At 61.5% G+C, this 18340-nt stretch carries 18 protein-coding genes and 1 riboswitch; of the genes, 11 read left to right on the forward strand and 7 right to left on the reverse strand.

Features of this window, described 5'->3' with window-relative positions:
• Positions 1-110 precede the first annotated feature (110 nt).
• The 4 genes from V6767_RS16955 (at position 111) to V6767_RS16970 (ending at position 3623) form a co-directional block, all read left to right on the forward strand.
• On the forward strand, positions 111-1367 hold the full coding sequence (locus V6767_RS16955) for an ABC transporter permease (protein WP_448474544.1): 1257 nt from the start codon (positions 111-113) through the stop codon (positions 1365-1367).
• 10 nt (positions 1368-1377) lie between these two features.
• Positions 1378-2229 carry an ABC transporter permease gene (locus V6767_RS16960; RefSeq protein ID WP_230721938.1) on the forward strand — a complete coding sequence of 284 codons (852 nt, stop codon included), beginning with the start codon at positions 1378-1380 and terminating at the stop codon, positions 2227-2229.
• A 63-nt stretch (positions 2230-2292) separates the two neighbouring features.
• Complete coding sequence (locus tag V6767_RS16965; protein WP_448474545.1) at positions 2293-3090, forward strand: DUF1295 domain-containing protein; 798 nt, start codon at positions 2293-2295, stop codon at positions 3088-3090.
• Positions 3087-3623 (forward strand): hypothetical protein, encoded by a 537-nt coding sequence (locus V6767_RS16970; protein WP_448474546.1) that lies wholly within the window; start codon positions 3087-3089, stop codon positions 3621-3623. Before V6767_RS16965 ends, V6767_RS16970 begins: the two co-directional genes overlap by 4 nt.
• On the opposite strand, the gene V6767_RS16975 is transcribed toward V6767_RS16970, so the two are convergent.
• The 3 genes from V6767_RS16975 to V6767_RS16985 are packed head-to-tail and all read right to left on the reverse strand — an operon-like array spanning position 3607 to position 6963.
• Positions 3607-4821, reverse strand: a complete 1215-nt coding sequence (locus tag V6767_RS16975; protein WP_448474547.1) for a class I SAM-dependent methyltransferase — start codon at positions 4819-4821, stop codon at positions 3607-3609. The genes V6767_RS16970 and V6767_RS16975 overlap by 17 nt on opposite strands.
• Positions 4805-5608: a DUF1365 domain-containing protein gene (locus tag V6767_RS16980; RefSeq protein ID WP_448474548.1), complete on the reverse strand. Its 804-nt coding sequence runs from the start codon at positions 5606-5608 to the stop codon at positions 4805-4807. Before V6767_RS16980 ends, V6767_RS16975 begins: the two co-directional genes overlap by 17 nt.
• Entirely contained in the window at positions 5605-6963 is a 1359-nt protein-coding gene (locus V6767_RS16985; RefSeq protein ID WP_448474549.1) for an NAD(P)/FAD-dependent oxidoreductase, read from the reverse strand. Before V6767_RS16985 ends, V6767_RS16980 begins: the two co-directional genes overlap by 4 nt.
• 298 nt (positions 6964-7261) lie before the next feature.
• On the opposite strand from V6767_RS16985, the gene V6767_RS16990 reads away from it, so the two are divergent.
• From V6767_RS16990 to V6767_RS17020, 7 genes are all read left to right on the forward strand, one after another.
• Positions 7262-7756 carry a sigma-70 family RNA polymerase sigma factor gene (locus V6767_RS16990; protein ID WP_448474572.1) on the forward strand — a complete coding sequence of 165 codons (495 nt, stop codon included), beginning with the start codon at positions 7262-7264 and terminating at the stop codon, positions 7754-7756.
• On the forward strand, positions 7753-8427 hold the full coding sequence (locus V6767_RS16995; RefSeq protein ID WP_448474550.1) for a ChrR family anti-sigma-E factor: 675 nt from the start codon (positions 7753-7755) through the stop codon (positions 8425-8427). The genes V6767_RS16990 and V6767_RS16995 overlap by 4 nt, the downstream gene beginning before the upstream one ends.
• Before the next feature lie 9 nt (positions 8428-8436).
• Positions 8437-8850: a DUF2177 family protein gene (locus tag V6767_RS17000; protein WP_448474551.1), complete on the forward strand. Its 414-nt coding sequence runs from the start codon at positions 8437-8439 to the stop codon at positions 8848-8850.
• A gap of 45 nt (positions 8851-8895) precedes the next feature.
• Positions 8896-9486, forward strand: coding sequence for an IMPACT family protein (locus V6767_RS17005; RefSeq protein WP_448474552.1), 591 nt, complete (start codon positions 8896-8898; stop codon positions 9484-9486).
• Between the two features lie 86 nt (positions 9487-9572).
• The gene (locus V6767_RS17010; RefSeq protein WP_448474553.1) at positions 9573-9911 is read left to right on the forward strand and encodes a hypothetical protein; all 339 of its coding nucleotides are present in this window, start codon (positions 9573-9575) and stop codon (positions 9909-9911) included.
• A gap of 153 nt (positions 9912-10064) precedes the next feature.
• Entirely contained in the window at positions 10065-11156 is a 1092-nt protein-coding gene (locus V6767_RS17015) for an AbrB family transcriptional regulator (RefSeq protein WP_448474554.1), read from the forward strand.
• A gap of 76 nt (positions 11157-11232) precedes the next feature.
• Positions 11233-12210, forward strand: a complete 978-nt coding sequence (locus tag V6767_RS17020; protein WP_448474555.1) for a linear amide C-N hydrolase — start codon at positions 11233-11235, stop codon at positions 12208-12210.
• 612 nt (positions 12211-12822) lie between these two features.
• Here the strand turns inward: V6767_RS17020 and V6767_RS17025 are convergent.
• The 4 genes from V6767_RS17025 to gcvT all read right to left on the reverse strand — a co-directional run bounded on the left by V6767_RS17025 (position 12823) and on the right by gcvT (position 17909).
• Positions 12823-13278 (reverse strand): hypothetical protein, encoded by a 456-nt coding sequence (locus V6767_RS17025; protein ID WP_448474556.1) that lies wholly within the window; start codon positions 13276-13278, stop codon positions 12823-12825.
• Positions 13279-13519: 241 nt separating this feature from the next.
• Positions 13520-16384 carry an aminomethyl-transferring glycine dehydrogenase gene (gcvP, locus tag V6767_RS17030; protein ID WP_448474557.1) on the reverse strand — a complete coding sequence of 955 codons (2865 nt, stop codon included), beginning with the start codon at positions 16382-16384 and terminating at the stop codon, positions 13520-13522.
• The gene (gene gcvH, locus V6767_RS17035) at positions 16384-16749 is read right to left on the reverse strand and encodes a glycine cleavage system protein GcvH (protein WP_448474558.1); all 366 of its coding nucleotides are present in this window, start codon (positions 16747-16749) and stop codon (positions 16384-16386) included. Before gcvH ends, gcvP begins: the two co-directional genes overlap by 1 nt.
• A 17-nt stretch (positions 16750-16766) precedes the next feature.
• Complete coding sequence (gcvT, locus tag V6767_RS17040; protein WP_448474559.1) at positions 16767-17909, reverse strand: glycine cleavage system aminomethyltransferase GcvT; 1143 nt, start codon at positions 17907-17909, stop codon at positions 16767-16769.
• 160 nt (positions 17910-18069) lie between these two features.
• Positions 18070-18156: riboswitch (glycine riboswitch) on the reverse strand.
• Between the last annotated feature and the right edge of the window lie 184 nt (positions 18157-18340).

The following is an 18340-nucleotide window of genomic DNA, read 5'->3' on the forward strand; positions in this document are numbered from 1 at the left end:
GAAAACCCTGTCCCGGTATGCCGGGGCAGGGAGCCGATTGCGCAAATCGGTGATCCGGCCCTTTTGCGCAATCCGCTTCAGACCGAATAAAAACAGGGGAACCGACCGGCGTGGCTGAGCAACAAATTCTGACCAGCGAGGGAAAGCCGCTCAAACAGGCATTGCGGAAGGCTTTGAGGCGCGAGAAAATGCGCTCGCTTCTGCTGATAGCGCCTCTGCTTGCCTTTGTACTCGTCGCCTTTATCGCGCCGATCGGCGACATGCTGTTCCGCTCGGTAGAGAACAACATTGTCTCCGACACACTGCCGAAGACGACCGCGGCGCTGCAGGACTGGGACCCTTCAACGGGCGAACTGCCGGACGAGGCGGCCTATGAGGCGCTTTACGACGACCTGACGGTCGCGGTGGAGAAGAAGATCCACACGCGTCTCGGCTCGCGCCTCAATTACGAACAGGCCGGCATGTCCAGCCTGTTCCGCAAGGCAGGCCGCACGGTGCGCAACATCGAGCCCGGTTCGCCGGACATCAAGGCGCAGCTGATCGAATCCGACAAGGATTGGGGCAATCTCGATACCTGGGCGATCCTCAAGATGTATTCGCCGGCCTATACGCCGGGCTATTTCCTCAACGCCGTCGATGCCGAAATGGGTCCGGATGGCATCGGCATGAAGCCGGAGAACGAGCGCATCTATCTGTTCCTGTTCGGCCGCACGCTGATGCTGTCGATCATCATCACCTGTTCCTGCCTCGTGCTCGGCTATCCGATCTCCTATCTGCTGTCGCATCTGCCGCTCAGCCGCGCCAACCTGTTGATGGTGCTGGTGTTGCTGCCGTTTTGGACCTCGCTTCTGGTGCGCACCTCGGCCTGGAAGGTGCTGTTGCAGCAGCAGGGCGTCATCAATGATCTGCTGGTGTGGAGCGGGATCGTCGACAATGCGGGCCGTCTGGTGATGATCAACAACGCCACCGGCACGATCATCGCCATGACCCACATCCTGCTGCCGTTCATGATCCTGCCGCTCTATTCGGTGATGAAGACCATTTCTCCCACTTACGTTCGCGCCGCCCGCAGCCTTGGCGCCACGAGCTGGACGGCGTTTTGGCGGATCTATTTCCCGCAGTCGGTTCCCGGCATCGGCGCCGGCGCGGTGCTCGTCTTCATCCTGTCGATCGGCTACTACATCACGCCGGAACTGGTCGGCGGCACCTCGGGGATCTTCATCTCGAACCGCATCGCCTACCACATTTCCAGTTCGCTTAACTGGGGGCTCGCGGCGGCGCTTGGCACGCTGCTTCTGGTGGTCGTGATGTTCATGTTCGTGCTCTACGACAAGATCGTCGGCATCGACAATGTGAAGCTCGGATAGGAGAGGGACCATGGCCATTCAGCCCTATGATTCGCCGCTCGAGAAAATCTGGCATTATGCCTTCCTCGTCATCTGCGGCCTGATCTTCTTCTTCCTGATCTTTCCGATCCTGGTGATCATTCCTTTGAGCTTCAACGCGGAGGATTTCTTCACCTTCACGCCGAAAATGCTGGCGCTCGATCCGGAAGGCTACTCGTTCAAGCACTATCAGGATTTCTTCCACAATCCCGACTGGCAGCAGGCGCTGAGGAACTCGGTGATGATCGCGCCGGCGGCAACGCTGCTGGCCACCGGTTTCGGCACGCTGGCCGCGATCGGCCTTGCTCGCAGCCATGTGCCGTTCCGTGGCGCGATCATGGCGATCCTGATCTCGCCGATGATCGTGCCGCTGATCATCTCGGCGGCGGGCATGTATTTCTTCTATTCGCGCATCGGCCTGCAGGGCACCTATTGGGGCGTGGTGCTGGCGCATGCCGTGCTTGGCACGCCGTTCGTGATCATCACCGTCACCGCCACCCTTGTCGGCTTCGACCGATCGCTGGAGCGGGCGGCAGCGAGCCTCGGGGCCAATCCGGTCACGACCTTCTTCAAGGTGCAGATGCCGCTCATTCTGCCGGGCGTGATTTCCGGCGCGCTGTTTGCCTTCATCACCTCGTTCGATGAGGTGGTGGTCGTGCTGTTCCTTGGCTCCGCCTCGCAGAAAACCCTGCCGTGGCAGATGTTTACCGGCCTGCGCGAGCAGATATCGCCGACCATCCTGGCGGTCGCCTCGATCCTCGTGGCGCTTTCGGTTGTCCTTCTGACCTTCCTCGAATTCATGCGGCGGCGGTCCGAACGCCAGCGCGGACTTTCCCCGGGCTGATCAAATCCGGTCCTCGTCATCCTCCGTAGTAATGCACAAAGCACACTTACCGCGGAGATGACGATGTTGATTACCCTTCTGATCCTGGTTCTGGCGGGCCTTTGCATCGGCATGACCGGGGCCTGGGCGGTTCAGCGGATAACCGGAAACAGCGGCTGGATCGACGCGATCTGGTCGGTTCTGACGGGCCTCGCCGGCCTTTCGGTGATCGTATTTTCCGTGGACGGCAACCCGGCGCGCAAATGGCTCGCCGGCGTGGTGGTCGGGTTATGGGCCGCGCGGCTCGCAACCCATATCACCACCCGCAGCGCCGGCAAGAAGGATGACCCGCGTTATGCCGCGCTGATCGAGGAATGGGGCTCGTCCGCAAGTTTCCGGCTCTGGTGGTTCCTGATGATCCAGGCTTTCGCGAGCTTCATTCTGGCGCTTTCGATTTATGCCGCGATCCTCAACCCCGCGCCGTTCCCCGGCATTCTCGATTTCGTCGGTCTCGCGATCGCGATCATCGCGATTGCGGGCGAGGGCACGGCAGACTGGCAGCTTTCCAAATTCAAAAAGGAAAAACCGGAAGGCAAGAAGGTCTGCGATATCGGCTTGTGGGGCTATTCGCGCCATCCGAATTACTTCTTCGAATGGCTGTGGTGGTGCGCATGGCCGTGCCTGGCGCTTTCCGGTTTTCAGGCGTTCTTCCCCTTCGCCGTCTCGCTGCTCGCGCCGATCATGATGTACTGGCTGCTCAACTACGTCTCCGGCATTCCCTATCTGGAAGAGCATATGGAAGCCTCCCGAGGGGATGCCTTCCGCGCCTACAAGAAGCGCGTCAGGGCTTTCTTCCCGATCCCGAAAAAGGCTGACGCATGACCAAGGCGCGCGATCCGCTGTCGGAGGCCTGCGGGTCTGTCGCCCTGGTTCTGGCCCTCAACAAGCCGGTCTATCCGCTCTATGTCTGGTTTCTCGCCGAAAGCGCCTTTGAGATCTCTCTCCTCACGGCGCTTTCGATGCCTTTCTACCTTGCGGTCTGGTGGTTTGCCCGTCGCGGCAGGTCGTTTGCGGCAAGGCTCGGCATGGTCGCGGTCGGAACCGTCGATACGGTCTTCATCGCCTTTGTCCTGGGCGGGGAGAGCGGAACGCTGATCTTTCTTTTTGCCTGTATCATGCTTGCCGGCATGGCCTTTCATGCCCGCGAGGTCTGGCTTTCACGCGTATTGATCGGCCTGATTTTCGTGCTGTTTGTCGCGCTCTACGGAAGGATCGGCGCACCGGCCCGGCCCGTTACGCCGGACGATATGAAGACCTTGAATTACCTCAACACGACCGGCGCGGCGGCGCTCGCAGCGTTTATAGCGCTGCGCTTCTTCAGAAGCCGTACGGAGACGGTCACACCGCCGGCTTGATCAGGTGGAACTGCGCCACGTCAATCCTCCCGGCATCGAAGCCGGTCGCGCAGTAATTGAGATAATAGCGCCACATCCGCTGAAACCGGTCGTCGAAACCGAGGGGCCGGATCGAATCCCACTCGGCCAGGAATCGACGTTCCCATTCGAGCAGCGTGCGGGCATAGTCCTTGCCGAAGGAGAAAAGATCTTTCACCGCAAGCCCGGCGCTGCCCGCGCCTTTTTTGAAGGTCTCGATCGAGGGTAGCATGCCGCCCGGGAAAATGAAGGCCTGGATAAAATCGGGGTTGCGGCGATAATCGTCGAGCCGGTGATGCTCGATCGCGATCGACTGGATAACGGCCGTGCCGCCGGGCGTCAGGCGCTCGTTGACGGTGTTGAAAAACACCGGCCAGTTTTCTTCGCCAACCGCCTCGAACATCTCGATCGAGACGATCTTGTCGAACGTGCCCTTGCAGTCCCGATAGTCTTCCAGCCGGATATCGGCCCTGTCGGAGAGCCCCTTGGCAGCGAGACGCTCCCGCGCATATTTGGCCTGCTCCTTTGAAAGCGTAAGGCCGGTGACATGACAGCCCGTGCGGGCGGCGGCGTGCTCGGCAAATCCGCCCCAACCACAGCCGATCTCCAGCACCCGGTCTTCCGGTCCGATCTGCAGCCTTGCGATGATCCGGTCGTATTTGGCGGTCTGGGCCTCAGACAGCGAGCGATCGCGGCCCTCGTAGAGCGCGCTCGAATAGGTCATCGTCTCGTCCAGCCAGAGCTTGTAGAAGGCGTTGCCGAGATCATAGTGGAAGGCGATGTTGCGGCGGCTGCCGGACTTGCTGTTGCGCCGCAGCTTATGCCTGACAAGGCTGATTTTGCGGAACAGGAAGGATGAGGAAAGCGCGCTTGAAAGTTCGCTCTCATTGGCCATGGCAAGGTCGAGCACGGCGGCAAGATCCGGCGTATCCCAGTGGCCATCGATATAGGCCCGGGCAAAACCGAGATCGCCGTCCTTCAGGAGCTCCAGCAGGGGCCGGGCATTCTTCAAGCGGATCGCTGCCTCGGGCCCGTCGCGGCGGCCTTCCGCCCTGTAGACCCGGCCGTTGGGGAAGGTGAGCGTAAGCGCGCCGGCGCTAATCCGGTCGGCCATGCCGGCGATCAGCCGCTGCCAGAGATTGAGACCGCGATGGCTGTGATGTTCAGGCTTCTCGCTCATGATATTCCTTGTCCCCTGTCGCACCGCCCGTAACCGCGCTTTGAACGCGATGGGCCGAAGGCCGGTGTCTGAATACCGGCATGCCTTTCAATATCAACCTCAATGCCTCGTAGTGAATACCGGCAATAATCTTGATGGTCATCAGCGGATAGGAAAAAAATGCCCGCGCCAGAGCGCGGTCTCCAAGCGCCATGCGCTGGCCGTTGAAACAGGCATAGAGCAAGGGTCCTTCAGCATCCGTTTCGTTGATGGCGATCTTCACCTTGTCGTCCGGCGGCTGGATGGTGAAATGGTAAGTACATTCCATCGGAATGAAGGGCGAGACATAGAGCTGCTTGTCCGCCGTCTGGCGAATGGGCCGGGCCACGTCATCCACCGGAATGATATAGGTGAAGCGTTCCTTGAACGTGTTGCAGACCTCGTAGAGGATGGCCGTCAGCCGGTCATCCTCCCGGTAGCAGAAATAGACGGTGAGCGGATTGAACACGTAGCCGAGAATGCGCGGATAGCAGAGCATTTCCACACGTGCGGCGCTGCGACCGGTCTTTTGCAGTTCGCCGAGCGCCCAGGTCTTGAGATCGCCGCCGGAAAGCGCGCCGTGATCGCGATCGTGCACGCTGAAGAGCGAAAAGCCGTTATGGGCGAAGAGTTTCAGCTTTTTCCCGAGGGCTGGCAGTTCATCCAGATCGATCAGCAGCGAAAAGACCCGGTAATCAAGCGCATGCTTCTTCGGCCGGTGGCGCCGGTGGACGACCTTGCCCCTGAAGATTGCGGAACGAAAACTCATTCGGCGGCCACGCGCTGCGGTTTTAGGAATATCCTGCCGGATTCGTCCTCGACGTTCCAGGGACGTCTGACGCCGGCGATCGCCTCGGCGGCGGCGAGACCGGATTGCAGCCCGTCCTCGTGAAACCCGCTGCCGAAATGCGCGCCGCAATACCAGACATTGCCCTTGCCCTGAATGCGCCAGAGATCGCGCTGCGCATCGATCGCCGCCTTGTCGAACAGCGGATGCATGTAGGTGAAGCGCTGATGCACAAGTTCGGGCCGGATCTCCTCGCAAGGATTGAGCGTGACGAACAGCGGAACGCGCTCATCGATGTTCTGCAGCCGGTTCATCCAGTAGGTGACGCAGAGGTTCGGCGAACCGCCATCCCGACGCTCGATATAGTTCCAGCTCGACCAGACCTTGCGGTGGGCCGGCATCAGTCGTTCGTCGCTGTGGAGCCAGGCTTCATTCGTGGTGTAGCGGAAGGCGGAAAGCAGGCTTCGCTCTTCCGCTGCGGGATTGTCGAGCAGTTTCAGCGCCTGGTCGCCATGGGTCGCGACAACCACGGCATCGAATCGCTCCTCCGCGCCGCCGGCAAGCAGTCTGACGCCGCCGTCCTCCCGGATGATGCGTTCCACCGGCGTATTGAGCCGCACCGGCCCGCTGATCTGATCCAGCATACGGGTCACGTAGGAACGGCTGCCGCCCGTGACCGTGCGCCATTGCGGCCGGTCCACCAGCGTCAAAAGACCATGGCTTTCGAAGAAGCGGGTGAAGGCGGCGAGCGGATAGGCGCGCATCTGCTCCGGCGTCGTCGACCAGATCGCAGCGCCCATAGGCAGGATATGGTCGCGCACGAACCGCTTGGAATAGCCGCGCGCATCGAGATAATCCCCAAGGGTCAGGTCCTGATCGGTTTCCGATTTGGCCATAGCGGGGGCATGGCGGTAGAACCGGAAGATATCATAGACCATGCGCCAGAAGCTGAAGCGCAATATGTTCGACTTCTGCGCCAGAAGCGTCGCGATATTGCTGCCGCCATATTCGAACGCGCCATTGTCCAATGAGGCCGAAAACGACATCTCGGAGGCCTCGGTCTCGACGCCGAGATAGGAGAACATCGCCGTCAGATTCGGATAGTTGCGCTCGTTATATACAATAAAGCCGGTATCGACCGGGATCGTGCGATCGCCCGCGACCACATCTGCCGTATTCGAGTGTCCGCCCGGCCGGCCGTCAGCCTCGAACAGCGTGACATGGCAGGACCGGCTCAACAGCCAGGCGGCGGAGAGCCCGGAAATGCCGGAGCCGATGACTGCGACCTTCCTGTCGGCGCGAAGCTTTCTGTAAGCGTTTTCCTGGGGGTGGTGCATCTTGTTGTTTCCGCCTTGTTGTTCACCATGAATTACGCGACCACCCGCGTGATGGATTGAAAAGGCGCAAAATTTATCGGAACCTGCAATCCGGACGGAAATCGCGGCCGTAATAGCCGGTATGCTTGAAAGCGCTCGCCCCATGCCGGTCACCGGTCCGATCCCTGCAGCGCCCCAAAAAGGGGCGGCAGGCCGCGCCATGCGAAAACGGATGCGCACCGGGAAGGTGAGGAGTTTGCCCGATCTATCGGTAGAGGAAATGTCGCACTGCCTGGTCAGCGTCGGACGGACGCGGGACATGGAGGCGTATGAGCGCCTGTTCCGCCATTTCGGTCCGCGCATCCGCAGCTACATGATGAAGCGCGCATCGGACCCGGCGCTTGCCGAGGAACTGATGCAGGAGACCATGATGATGGTCTGGCGCAAGGCGGAGCTGTTCGATCCCGCCCGCGGCAATGCCTCGGCATGGATATTCACCGTCGCGCGAAACGTCAGGGTCGACAGTCTCAGAAAGGCGCGGCGGCCGGAGTTCGACCCGGAGGACCCGGCCCTGGTGCCGGACGGACCGGAGGCGCCGGACGTCCAGTTCGAGCAGGACGAGAATGCCGCGCGGATGCGCACAGCGCTTTCCGGTCTCCCGGAGGAACAGGCCGAGCTTCTGCGCATGTCGTTTTTCGAGGAAGTCTCCCACAGCATCATCGCCGAACGCCTGGACCTTCCGCTGGGCACGGTCAAATCACGAATAAGAGCAGCATTTTCCAGGCTACGAGCCGCGCTTGGGGAAAATCAATGAAGACAGGCACCATTCATCACCATATCAGCGAACCGCTTCTGCTTGAGTATGCCTCTGGCAGTCTCGAAGAAAGCTGGTCGCTTGCAGTTGCAACCCATCTGGCGCTGTGCCCGCATTGTCGCGCCAAGCTTCGAATGATGGAGGCCGCCGGCGGCGCGCTGATGGAACAGGCGGCGCCGGAAAAGGCCGCGACGTCCGAGGACGCCTCGTGGGCGGCGCTTCAAGCGCGGCTACAGGCAACAGAGATCCAGCCCAGGGCCGAGCGGGTGAAACCCGCGTCGAAGACAGCCGTGATACCCGAGCCGCTGCGCTCCTATGTCGGCGCGACGTTTGACGATGCGCCGTGGCGGCGGCTGGGGCTCTATGCCCATCAGGCGCTTCTGGAGACCGAAGACAAGGGCATCCAGGTGCGGCTGCTGCGGGTCGACGCCGGAAAGCCGCTGCCCGAACACAGCCATGGCGGCCGCGAGCTGACGCTGGTGCTGCACGGCAGCTTCACCTCGGAAGGCCAGGTCTTCGGGCCCGGCGATTTCGAGGAGGAGGACGAGGATACGCTCCACCAGCCGGTGGTCGGGCCGGAGTCCGAGTGCATATGCCTTGCCGTCACCGATGCGCCGCTGAAATTCCAGAGCCGGTTCATGCGCGTGTTGCAACCGCTTCTCGATATCTGAGGTGACCCCATGAAACGCGCCCTCACGGCTCTCGTGGCCACGGCCATCTGCTTTTCCCTGCTGGATTTCATCTGGCTCGGCACGATCGCCTTCCCGTTCTACCAGTCCGAGATCGGGCCGCTGCTGCTGCCGTCGCCCAACTGGACCGCGGGCCTGAGCTTCTATTTCATGTATTTGATCGGCATCTTCTATTTCGCCGTTCTGCCGGGCGTGAGGGCCGGATCGGCGCTGAAGGGACTGATGAACGGCGCGATTTTCGGGCTGATGGCCTATGGCACCTACGATCTCACCAATATGGCGACCCTTGCCGGCTGGTCGTGGACCGTTGTTTTCGTCGACATGGCCTGGGGCGCATTCGCCACCGGGCTGACCGGGTTCGTCGCTTCCTTCGCCACGCTGAGGCTGACCCGCAGCCCGGCTTGACTTCGCCCTTGCCGTGCCGTTTGAAAGGCGCGGAAGGGTGACATCATGTTCAAGCTCAAAGGTCCCGCGACATCGGAGCGGGAGATCAAGAAAAGCCGCTTTGCCACGATCGCCGCCCCGGTGGAAGACGAGGCGGCGGCGAAGGCCTTCATCACCGAGAACAGTTTTGCCGATGCAACCCACAATTGCTGGGCCTGGCGCATTGGCGCCGACTATCGCTTTTCCGACGATGGCGAGCCCGGCGGGACGGCCGGAAAGCCGATCCTGCAGGCGATCGAGGGCCAGGAGACCGATTGCGTCGCCGTTGTCGTATCGCGCTGGTTCGGCGGCGTGAAGCTCGGCACGGGCGGGCTGGCGCGGGCCTATGGCGGCAGTGCGGCGGAATGTCTGCGGCTTGCGGACAAGCTGCCGATCGTGGCGATGGCGACGGGCACGCTGCCGGTCGCATTCTCCGATCTGGCGCTGGTCGAGGCAAGGCTTCAGGATGTCGAGGGCCTTGTGATCGCCAACCGCGATTTCACCGAAACCGGCGCCAATTTTCATCTGCGCGTGCCCGAGGCGGAGGCCATGGCGCTCGCGGACCTTGTGCGCGAACTCACGAATGGCCGCAGCGGCGTGAAATTCGATGACGACTGAGCGGATTTATCCGCTATGGTGCGGAACCTGCCTCATGCGGCGGCGTTGATACGCTGTCGCCCCTCTCTTTCGCAAAGGTCACGTCCATGCGCTCTGCTCTCACCGTCATCGCCCTTGCCGCCACGCTTGCCGCCTGCACCCAGCGCGCCGATTCGATCGGCGCCATTCCGGTTTCCCCCGAGGAATTCGCAGGCGCGAGCTGCGAAACACTGCTGAGCCAGTATGAGGACGAGAACGCCAAGCTGAAGGACCTTGCGCAGGAGCAGGACAGCGAGATCGTCGGCGATGTGCGCATGTTCGGCGCAAGCCTCGGCAGCATGTCCGAAGAGCAGAACATCAAGAACCAGGAAACCGCGATCGCCTATGCCAAGGGCCGGGTGAACGCGCTCGATATCGCGATGCGCCGGCAGAACTGCCCGCGGTGACGCGATTGCATGCGTCCCGCGCTAGCGGATATAGAAGCGGACAAGCCGATTCCCGGCTGACGGGATAGCGCGTGGAGCCGGTTGGCTGGCCCATGCCGGCGAGTGAGGGCGTCCGCCGGTGCGGGCGATCCGCGTTACAGGATTGTCCGTAAGATGAATTCCGCAGAAGAACCGGAAGAACCGGCATCCGCCGCAGGCGGCAAAAGGCAGCTTCTGCGCGTCTGGCTTCCGCTTCTGGCACTTTCCGTCCTTCTCGTGGTCCTCATGCAGCTCGTGGCGCTGCCGGCCTCGCTGCTCTTGGGCCCGATGCTGGCGTCGATCCTGATCGTGTTTTCCGGCCGGCGGATCACCATGCCGCGCCTGCCGTTCAACCTGGCGCAGGGCGTGCTCGGCTGCCTGATCGCGCAGACCATGACATGGCCGGTGTTGCAGGAGATCGCCGCCGACTGGATGATCTTCGTCGCCGGCGTGCTCTCCGTGGTGTTCGCCAGCATCGCGATCGGCTGGATGCTGGCGCGCTATCAGGTTCTGCCCGGCACCACCGCGATCTGGGGCGCGTTTCCCGGCGCGGCGAGCGTGATGACGCTGATGTCCGCTTCGTTCGGGGCCGACATGCGCCTCGTCGCCTTCATGCAATATACCCGCGTCGTGATCGTCACGCTGGTCGCCGCCACATTCGCGCGGTTCTATACCGGGGGCGCAGCGGAAACGGCCGTGCCAGTCACCTGGTTTGCGGAGCCGGAATGGGGGCCGCTTGCCCAGACGCTCGCCCTCATCCTTGTCGGCGTGTTCTTCGGCCGGTGGCTGAAGCTTCCGGCCGGGCCGATGCTGTCGACGGTGATCGCCGGCTCGGTGTTGAACGTCACGGGCATGATCGCGATCGAACTCCCGCAGATCCTGCTCGCCATCGCCTATGCCACGCTCGGCTGGGGCATCGGCGCGCGCTTCGATCGCGCCGTGATCGTCGATGCCGGCCGCGCCATGCCGCGCGTCATCGCCTCGATCGTCGCGCTGGTCGCAATCTGCGGCCTGCTCGCCGCGCTCCTCGTCTGGCTCACGGGCATCGATCCGCTGTCGGCCTATCTCGCGACCAGCCCCGGCGGGGCGGATTCGATCGCCGTCATCTCCGCCTCCACCGATGTCGACGTCGCCTTCGTGATGTCGATGCAGATCGCGCGGTTCTTCTTCGTCATGGCGCTGGGGCCGATCCTCGCCAAATTCGTGGCGGCGCGAAGCCGGTTCTGACGCAATTTTCGATTGTCCGCCGCCCGCCGCCGGGTTAGCCTTCGCCAACGATAACAGGTGCGACGGAGGACTGACCATGTGCACGCGGATTTTCTACGAGACCGGAACGTCAACCTATATCACCGGCCGCTCGATGGACTGGCGCGATGTGACCATGCAGTCCGACCTCTGGGTTTTTCCGCGCGGGCTTTCCCGCGATGGCGGGGTGGGCGAAGGGTCTGCCACATGGACCTCGAAATACGGCTCGGTGATCGTTGCGATCTACAATCTCGCCACCTCCGACGGCATGAACGAGGCGGGCCTTGCCGGCAACATGCTCTATCTGGTGGAATCGTCCTATGGCGATCCGGCCGCGCGCGGCAAGCCGCTGATCTCGGTCGGCGCCTGGCTGCAATACATGCTCGACAATTTCGCAACCGTCGCGGAAGCAGCCGACGCCATGGCCGACGACCCGCTGACGGTGATCACCGGCGAGGCGCCGAACGGCGCGCCGGCGACCGTGCATCTGGCGCTTTCCGATGCCTCCGGCGACAGCGCGATCTTCGAATTCGTCGGCGGAAAGCTCACCATCCATCACGGCCGCGACTACAAGGTGATGACCAATTCGCCGACCTATGACCAGCAGCTTGCGATCAACGGCTACTGGAACCTCGTCGGCGGCAAGAGCTTTCTGCCCGGCACGGTGAACGCCGCCGACCGCTTCGCCCGCGCCAGCTACAACCTGAAATCCGCCACACCGCTCAAGGACCGCCGCGCAGCACTCGCCTCCGTCTTCTCGCAGGTGCGCGCGATCTCCACCCCGCTCGGCATGTCCGACCCCGAAAAACCCAACATCGCCTCCACCCTCTGGCGCACCGTCGCCGAACACGACCACCGCCGCTACTATTTCGACTCCGTCATCAACCCGTCGGTGTTCTGGGTCGATCTTGCGGACTTCGATCTCTCCGAGGGGGCGCCGGCGAAGACGCTGGGGCTGAACGATCCGGCCCTGCCGGGCGGGGATGTCGCGGGGCTGATGCAGGCGGCGGCGCCGTTTGAGTTTTTGGTGCCGTGAGGGGCTCCGGCGGACGCGCAGCCAACCGATGACGTCCCGCCTTCCAAAAACCTCCCAGCCCACAATCTCTCCCCTTGAGGGAGAGATGCCCCGACAGGGGCAGAGAGGGGTGAACCCTATCCGAGAGCACGGCGTTTGCGGCTTATGCCCGATACCCCTCTCTGTCGCTCTCGCGACATCTCCCCCTCAAGGGGGGAGATTGGCGGCGGAGAAGCATTCAGAAAAATGAGTCAAGAGCGCCGTCCGACACAGTAGAGTCAATAAGACGCGAGGTTTGATTCGGACTTAATAAACTTGGAAATACGAAATTTATTATTTAATATAGTTTAGTTAATAAAAATTAAAATTATCGAACAATAAAAATATAATTTTATTATTAAATAAACTACATTTTTAGCTTATTTATCGTAATAATAAAAACAAGAGCGACTATGGCAACCGTGCCATTTGCAGTCGCCTCAAAACCCCATCCACTCAATTGTATCATTGATCTTCTCCATATTTCAAATGTAAACTTACTATAGAGAAGACTAAATTTTTCTTCGATAGAATATAATTCGTGGCTGTACGAGGATGAAACTGCTTCGATTAGAGATCCTTAAGCAGCGCCTTCTATCTCCGTGTATCAAGCTCCTTCCTCATTTTGTCTATCGCCTTTTTTCCGGCAGACACCTGTTTTTCAATGTGATTTAACTCACTATTCGGCGGTATTTCACCGTACTTTATCAATAGCTTAATGGTGTCCCTCTGGGACAGAGAAGTGCTATGGCTGTTCTCAAAAAACTCCTGCAACCTTCTGACCTGTAAGTAGAGTTGAACTGGTTTCAAGTCGCTTCTCAGCTTCTTGGGTCTTCCGATTTTGGTTTCAGTTTTGGCTCGCGTGTGTTCCGAGCGTTTTCGCGATGTCGCATTCATCGCCACCACTCCAAGAAGCCATACTAGGTCATCGACATCTTCGTTCAGGCGTTCTTCAATATACCACCCAAAGCCTAGTTCGCGGGCTGCTGCCAATATTTGAAACTTCCGATGGCTTTCATTTGTCGCCTCCTGCTGTTCTGAAGTTGTCATATGCCTGTTTGATCCCATAATTCTCCGCACAAAGCGGTCACATCCGTCAACCATAGCATGTTGCCTCATTGGGAGACGCAGTGCCATTCAACAGGCTGGTTGATTCTCCGAAGTAGAGCGCGCCAGATTCCTATCGCGATAGGTCTTTGTCGACGAGGGAAGCGAGGAGGGACATCCCCCAAAAACAAAAGCCGGCGTTTCCGCCGACCTTCGATCTAACAATAGTGATGCAGCCCGCCCGCTACTCCGCCGCCTCCGCATACTCACTCATCGGCGGGCAGGCGCAGACCAGATTCCGATCCCCATAGACATTGTCCACGCGGTTGACCGGCGGCCAGTATTTGTCGACGCGGAAGGCGCCGGGGGGGAAGCAGGCTTGTTCGCGGGAATAGGGGTGGGTCCATTCGCCGACGAGATCTTCCACCGTGTGCGGGGCGTTCTTCAGCGGGTTGTCGTCCCGGTCGGCGCGGCCTTCCTCGATATCGGTGATCTCGGCGCGGATCGCGATCAGGGCATCGCAGAAACGATCCAGCTCGGCCTTGGTCTCCGATTCCGTCGGCTCGATCATCAGCGTGCCGGGGACGGGGAAACTCATCGTCGGCGCATGGAAGCCGCAGTCGATCAGGCGCTTGGCGATATCGTCGACGGAGACGTCGGCGCTATCCTTCAGCGGGCGCGTGTCGATGATGCATTCATGCGCGACGCGGCCCTTGTCCGACTTGTAGAGCACCGCGTAGGAACCCTTCAGTCGCGCGGCGATGTAGTTGGCGTTGAGGATCGCCACGCGGGTTGCTTGCGTCAGCCCTTCGCCGCCCATCATCAGGCAGTAGCTCCAGGAGATCGGCAGGATCGAGGGTGAGCCGAACGGGGCGGCCGAGACCGCGCCGCCATCCGCATCCGTCGCGGGATTGCCGGGCAGATGCGGCGCCAGATGCGCCTTGACGCCGATCGGCCCCATGCCCGGCCCGCCGCCGCCATGCGGTATGCAGAAGGTCTTGTGCAGGTTCAGGTGGCTGACATCCGAACCGATATCGCCCGGCCGCGACAGGCCCACCATCGCGTTCATGTTGGCGCCGTCGAGATAGACCTGGCCGCCATGTTCGTGGGTGATGTCGCAGACTTGCGATACCGTCGCCTCGAACACGCCATGCGTCGAGGGGTAGGTGATCATGCAGGCTGCAAGCTCGGCGGAATATTGCTCGGCCTTGGCGCGGAAATCGTCGAGGTCGATATCGCCATTGTCGCGCGATTTCACCGGCACGACCTTCATGCCCGCAAGCTGGGCGGAGGCCGGGTTGGTGCCGTGCGCCGAGGTCGGGATCAGGCAGATGTTGCGGTGGCCCTCGCCATTCGCCCGGTGATAGCGGCGGATGGTCAGAAGCCCCGCATATTCGCCCTGCGCGCCCGAATTCGGCTGCATGGAGAAGGCATCATAACCGGTGATCTGGCAGAGTTTTTCGGACAGGTCGGCGATCATCTCGCGATAGCCGGCCGTCTGGCTTTCCGGCGCGAAGGGGTGAATGTCGGCGAATTCCGGCCAGGTGATCGGCAGCATCTCGACCGTGGCATTGAGCTTCATCGTGCACGAACCGAGCGGGATCATCGCCCGGTCGAGCGCCAGATCACGGTCGGCGAGGCGGCGCATATAGCGGGTCATCTCGCTTTCGGCGCGGTTCATGTGGAAGATCGGATGCGTCATGTAAGCGCTTGTCCGCAAAAGGTTTTGCGGCAGGCGGTAATCGGCCTCGAACTCCGCGATCGAGAATTTTCCGCCGAAGGCGTCCCAGACGGCTTCGACATGGGCCGGCCGCGTGCGCTCGTTGACGGAGATGCCAAGCTTGGTGTCGCCGACCTTGCGAAGATTGATACCGTTTTCGACGGCGTTCTTCATGATCAGGCTCTGGAACGCGCCGACCTCGACCGTGACGGTGTCGAAGAAGGTTTCCGGCTCCACCGTGAAGCCCAGCGCTTCGAGGCCCTTGGCCAAGAGCACGCCCTTGCGGTGCACCTGCTGGGCAATCGCCTTCAGCCCGTCCGGGCCGTGGAACACGCCGTACATCGAGGCCATGACGGCGAGCAGAACCTGCGCGGTGCAGATGTTCGAGGTCGCCTTTTCGCGGCGGATGTGCTGTTCGCGGGTCTGCAGCGCCAGACGATAGGCGCGGTTGCCGCGGCTGTCGACCGAGACGCCGACGAGACGGCCGGGCATGGAGCGCTTGTAGGCGTCCTTGACCGCCATATAGGCGGCATGCGGGCCGCCATAACCAAGCGGCACGCCGAAGCGCTGCGACGAGCCGATCGCGATATCGGCATCCATCTCGCCCGGCGATTTTAAGAGCGTCAGCGCCAGCGGATCGGCGGCGATGGTGGCAATGGCGTTTGCGGCATGCAGATCGGCGATCACGCCGGTGAAATCATGCACATGGCCATAGGTGCCGGGATACTGGAAGATCACACCGAAGACGGCGTCGGGTTTCAGATCCTCGAACGGATTGCCGACGACGATCTCCCAGCCGAGCGGTTCGGCGCGGGTCTTGATCAGGGCGATGGTCTGCGGATGGCAGTTTTCGTCGACGAAGAAGGCCGTGGCCTTGGATTTCGCCACGCGGTTCGCCATCGCCATGGCTTCGGCGGCGGCGGTCGCCTCGTCGAGCAGCGAGGCATTGGCGATGTCGAGGCCGGTGAGGTCGGCCATCATCGTCTGGAAGTTCAGAAGCGCTTCCAGCCGGCCCTGCGAGATTTCCGGCTGATAGGGCGTATAGGCCGTGTACCAGGCCGGGTTTTCCAGAATGTTGCGCTGGATGACGGGCGGCACGATGGTGGCGTTATAGCCCTGGCCGATCATCGAGACGAGCGGCTTGTTCTTGTTGGCGGTCTCGCGCAGTTTGTCGAGCGCCTCGCGCTCGGTCATGGCGGGGCCCCAGACGAGCGGCTCCTTCTGGCGGATTTCGGCGGGCACGGTGGCGTCGATCAGCGCGTCGAGACTGTCATATCCGATCACCTCCAGCATCGCCTCCATTTCGGCGGGCGAGGGGCCGATATGGCGGCGGTTGGCGAAGTCGTAGGGCTGGTAATCGGTGAACTGGAATTCCGAAGGCGTCGTCATCAGGCGATGAACTCCTTGTAGGCCGCTTCGTCCATCAGCGCGTCGGCATCGGAAGTGTTGGCGAGCTTCAGCTTGAAGAACCAGCCGTCGCCCATCGGCGCGGAGTTGACGAGCTCGGGATTGTCGACGATCGCCTGGTTGACCTCGGTGATCTCGCCATCGAGCGGACAAAAGACGTCGGAAGCGGCCTTGACCGATTCGACCGTCGCCGCGTCGTCATTCTTCGAGAAGGTCGCGCCCACCTCCGGCAGTTCGACGAAGACGAGGTCCCCGAGCTGTTCGGCGGCGTGCTGGGTGATGCCGACGGTGGCGACATCGCCCTCGATCTTCAGCCATTCATGTTCTTCGGTAAATTTGATGGTCATATTGCTGTTCCCGCTGATTAGCGCTTGTAGGTGGGTGTGACGAAAGGCATGTCGGCGATGGTGACGGGCAGGTATTTGCCCCGCACCTCGGCGAAAATGGTGGTGCCGGCGGCGGCGTGTTCGGCGGACACATAGCCCATGGCGACAGGGCTTTCGGCGGAAGGGCCGAAGCCGCCGGAGGTGACGTGGCCGAGTTCGTGCTCGCCGGCGTCATCGGCAAAGAGCTTCGCCGGCGCGCGCACCGGGGCGCGGCCCTCGGGCTTCAGGCCGACGCGTTTACGGCGCACGCCCTCCTCAAGCTGACGGAAGATGCGTGCCTGGCCGGGAAAGCCGCCGCCGCGAATACCGCCCGGCCTGCGGGCCTTCTGGATGCCCCAGACGAGCGCCGCCTCGACCGGCGTTGTGGTCTCGTCAATGTCGTTGCCATAAAGGCAGAGCCCGGCCTCGAGCCTGAGCGAATCGCGCGCGCCAAGGCCGATCGCCTCGCAATCCTCATGCGCCAGCAGCGCGCGGGCGAGGTCTTCCGCCTTCTCAGTCGGCACCGAGATCTCGAACCCGTCCTCGCCGGTATAGCCGGAGCGGGAGATAACGACGGTGACGCCGAGGACTTCGCAGGCGCGCACATCCATGAACTTCATCTCCGTCACCGCCGGGCAGAGCGGCGCGAGCACATCCTCCGCCTTCGGGCCCTGCAGCGCCAGCAGTGCCTTTTCCTCGAAGAAGGCCTCGACATTGCAGAGGTCGGAAAGATGCGCCTTCATATGGGCGAGATCGGCGTCCTTGCAGGCGGCGTTGACGATCACCAGCAGGTGGTCGCCGCGATTGGCGACCATCAGATCGTCGAGAATGCCGCCATCGTCATTGGTGAAGAAGGCATAGCGCTGACGGCCGGCGTTCAGTCCGGCGATATCCACCGGCACCAGTTTTTCCAGCGCAAGTGCCGCATCGGCGAGATTGCCGGAAATCGGCTTCAGCCAGACCTGTCCCATATGCGAGACATCGAAAAGGCCGGCCTTTTGTCGGGTGTGGAGATGTTCTTTGAGAACGCCCATCGGATATTGCACCGGCATGTCGTAGCCGGCAAACGGCACCATGCGGGCGCCAAGCTCCAGATGAAGCGCGTGAAGCGGGGTCTGTTTCAACGGTTCTTGCGAGACCACGAGATTGCCTCCGGATTGCGTCTTTCCCAGAAAAACGCCGGCTCAAGGGTCGACGTTCCAAAGAACGCCGAAGCGAATGAGCCCCCTCTGTCCCATGTGCCTGAGATTATTATCCCTTCGGCCAGCCACAGCGAACCGCGACCTCGTCTCCAGAGTTCAGAACCTCGCGCTGGTCCTTTTGCCTGAGAGTTTCCGGGGCGGTTGCTCCTTCGGCACCACGGATCGTGGCTTCTCCCAGCGCGATACGACATGGATTATCCGGTATGCGGCGCAATTTGCAAGGGGGAAGCGTGTTGCAGGTGCGAAATCCACTGCCAGGAAGCCTCGCTGATGAGTCATGCTCGTGCTTGACACGAGCATCCAGGCCATACGGAGAATGTCGCCTGGACCCTCGGGTCAAGCCCGAGGGAGACCCGAGTGGGGGTGAAAGG

The sequence above is a fragment of the Martelella sp. FLE1502 genome (assembly GCF_053484255.1).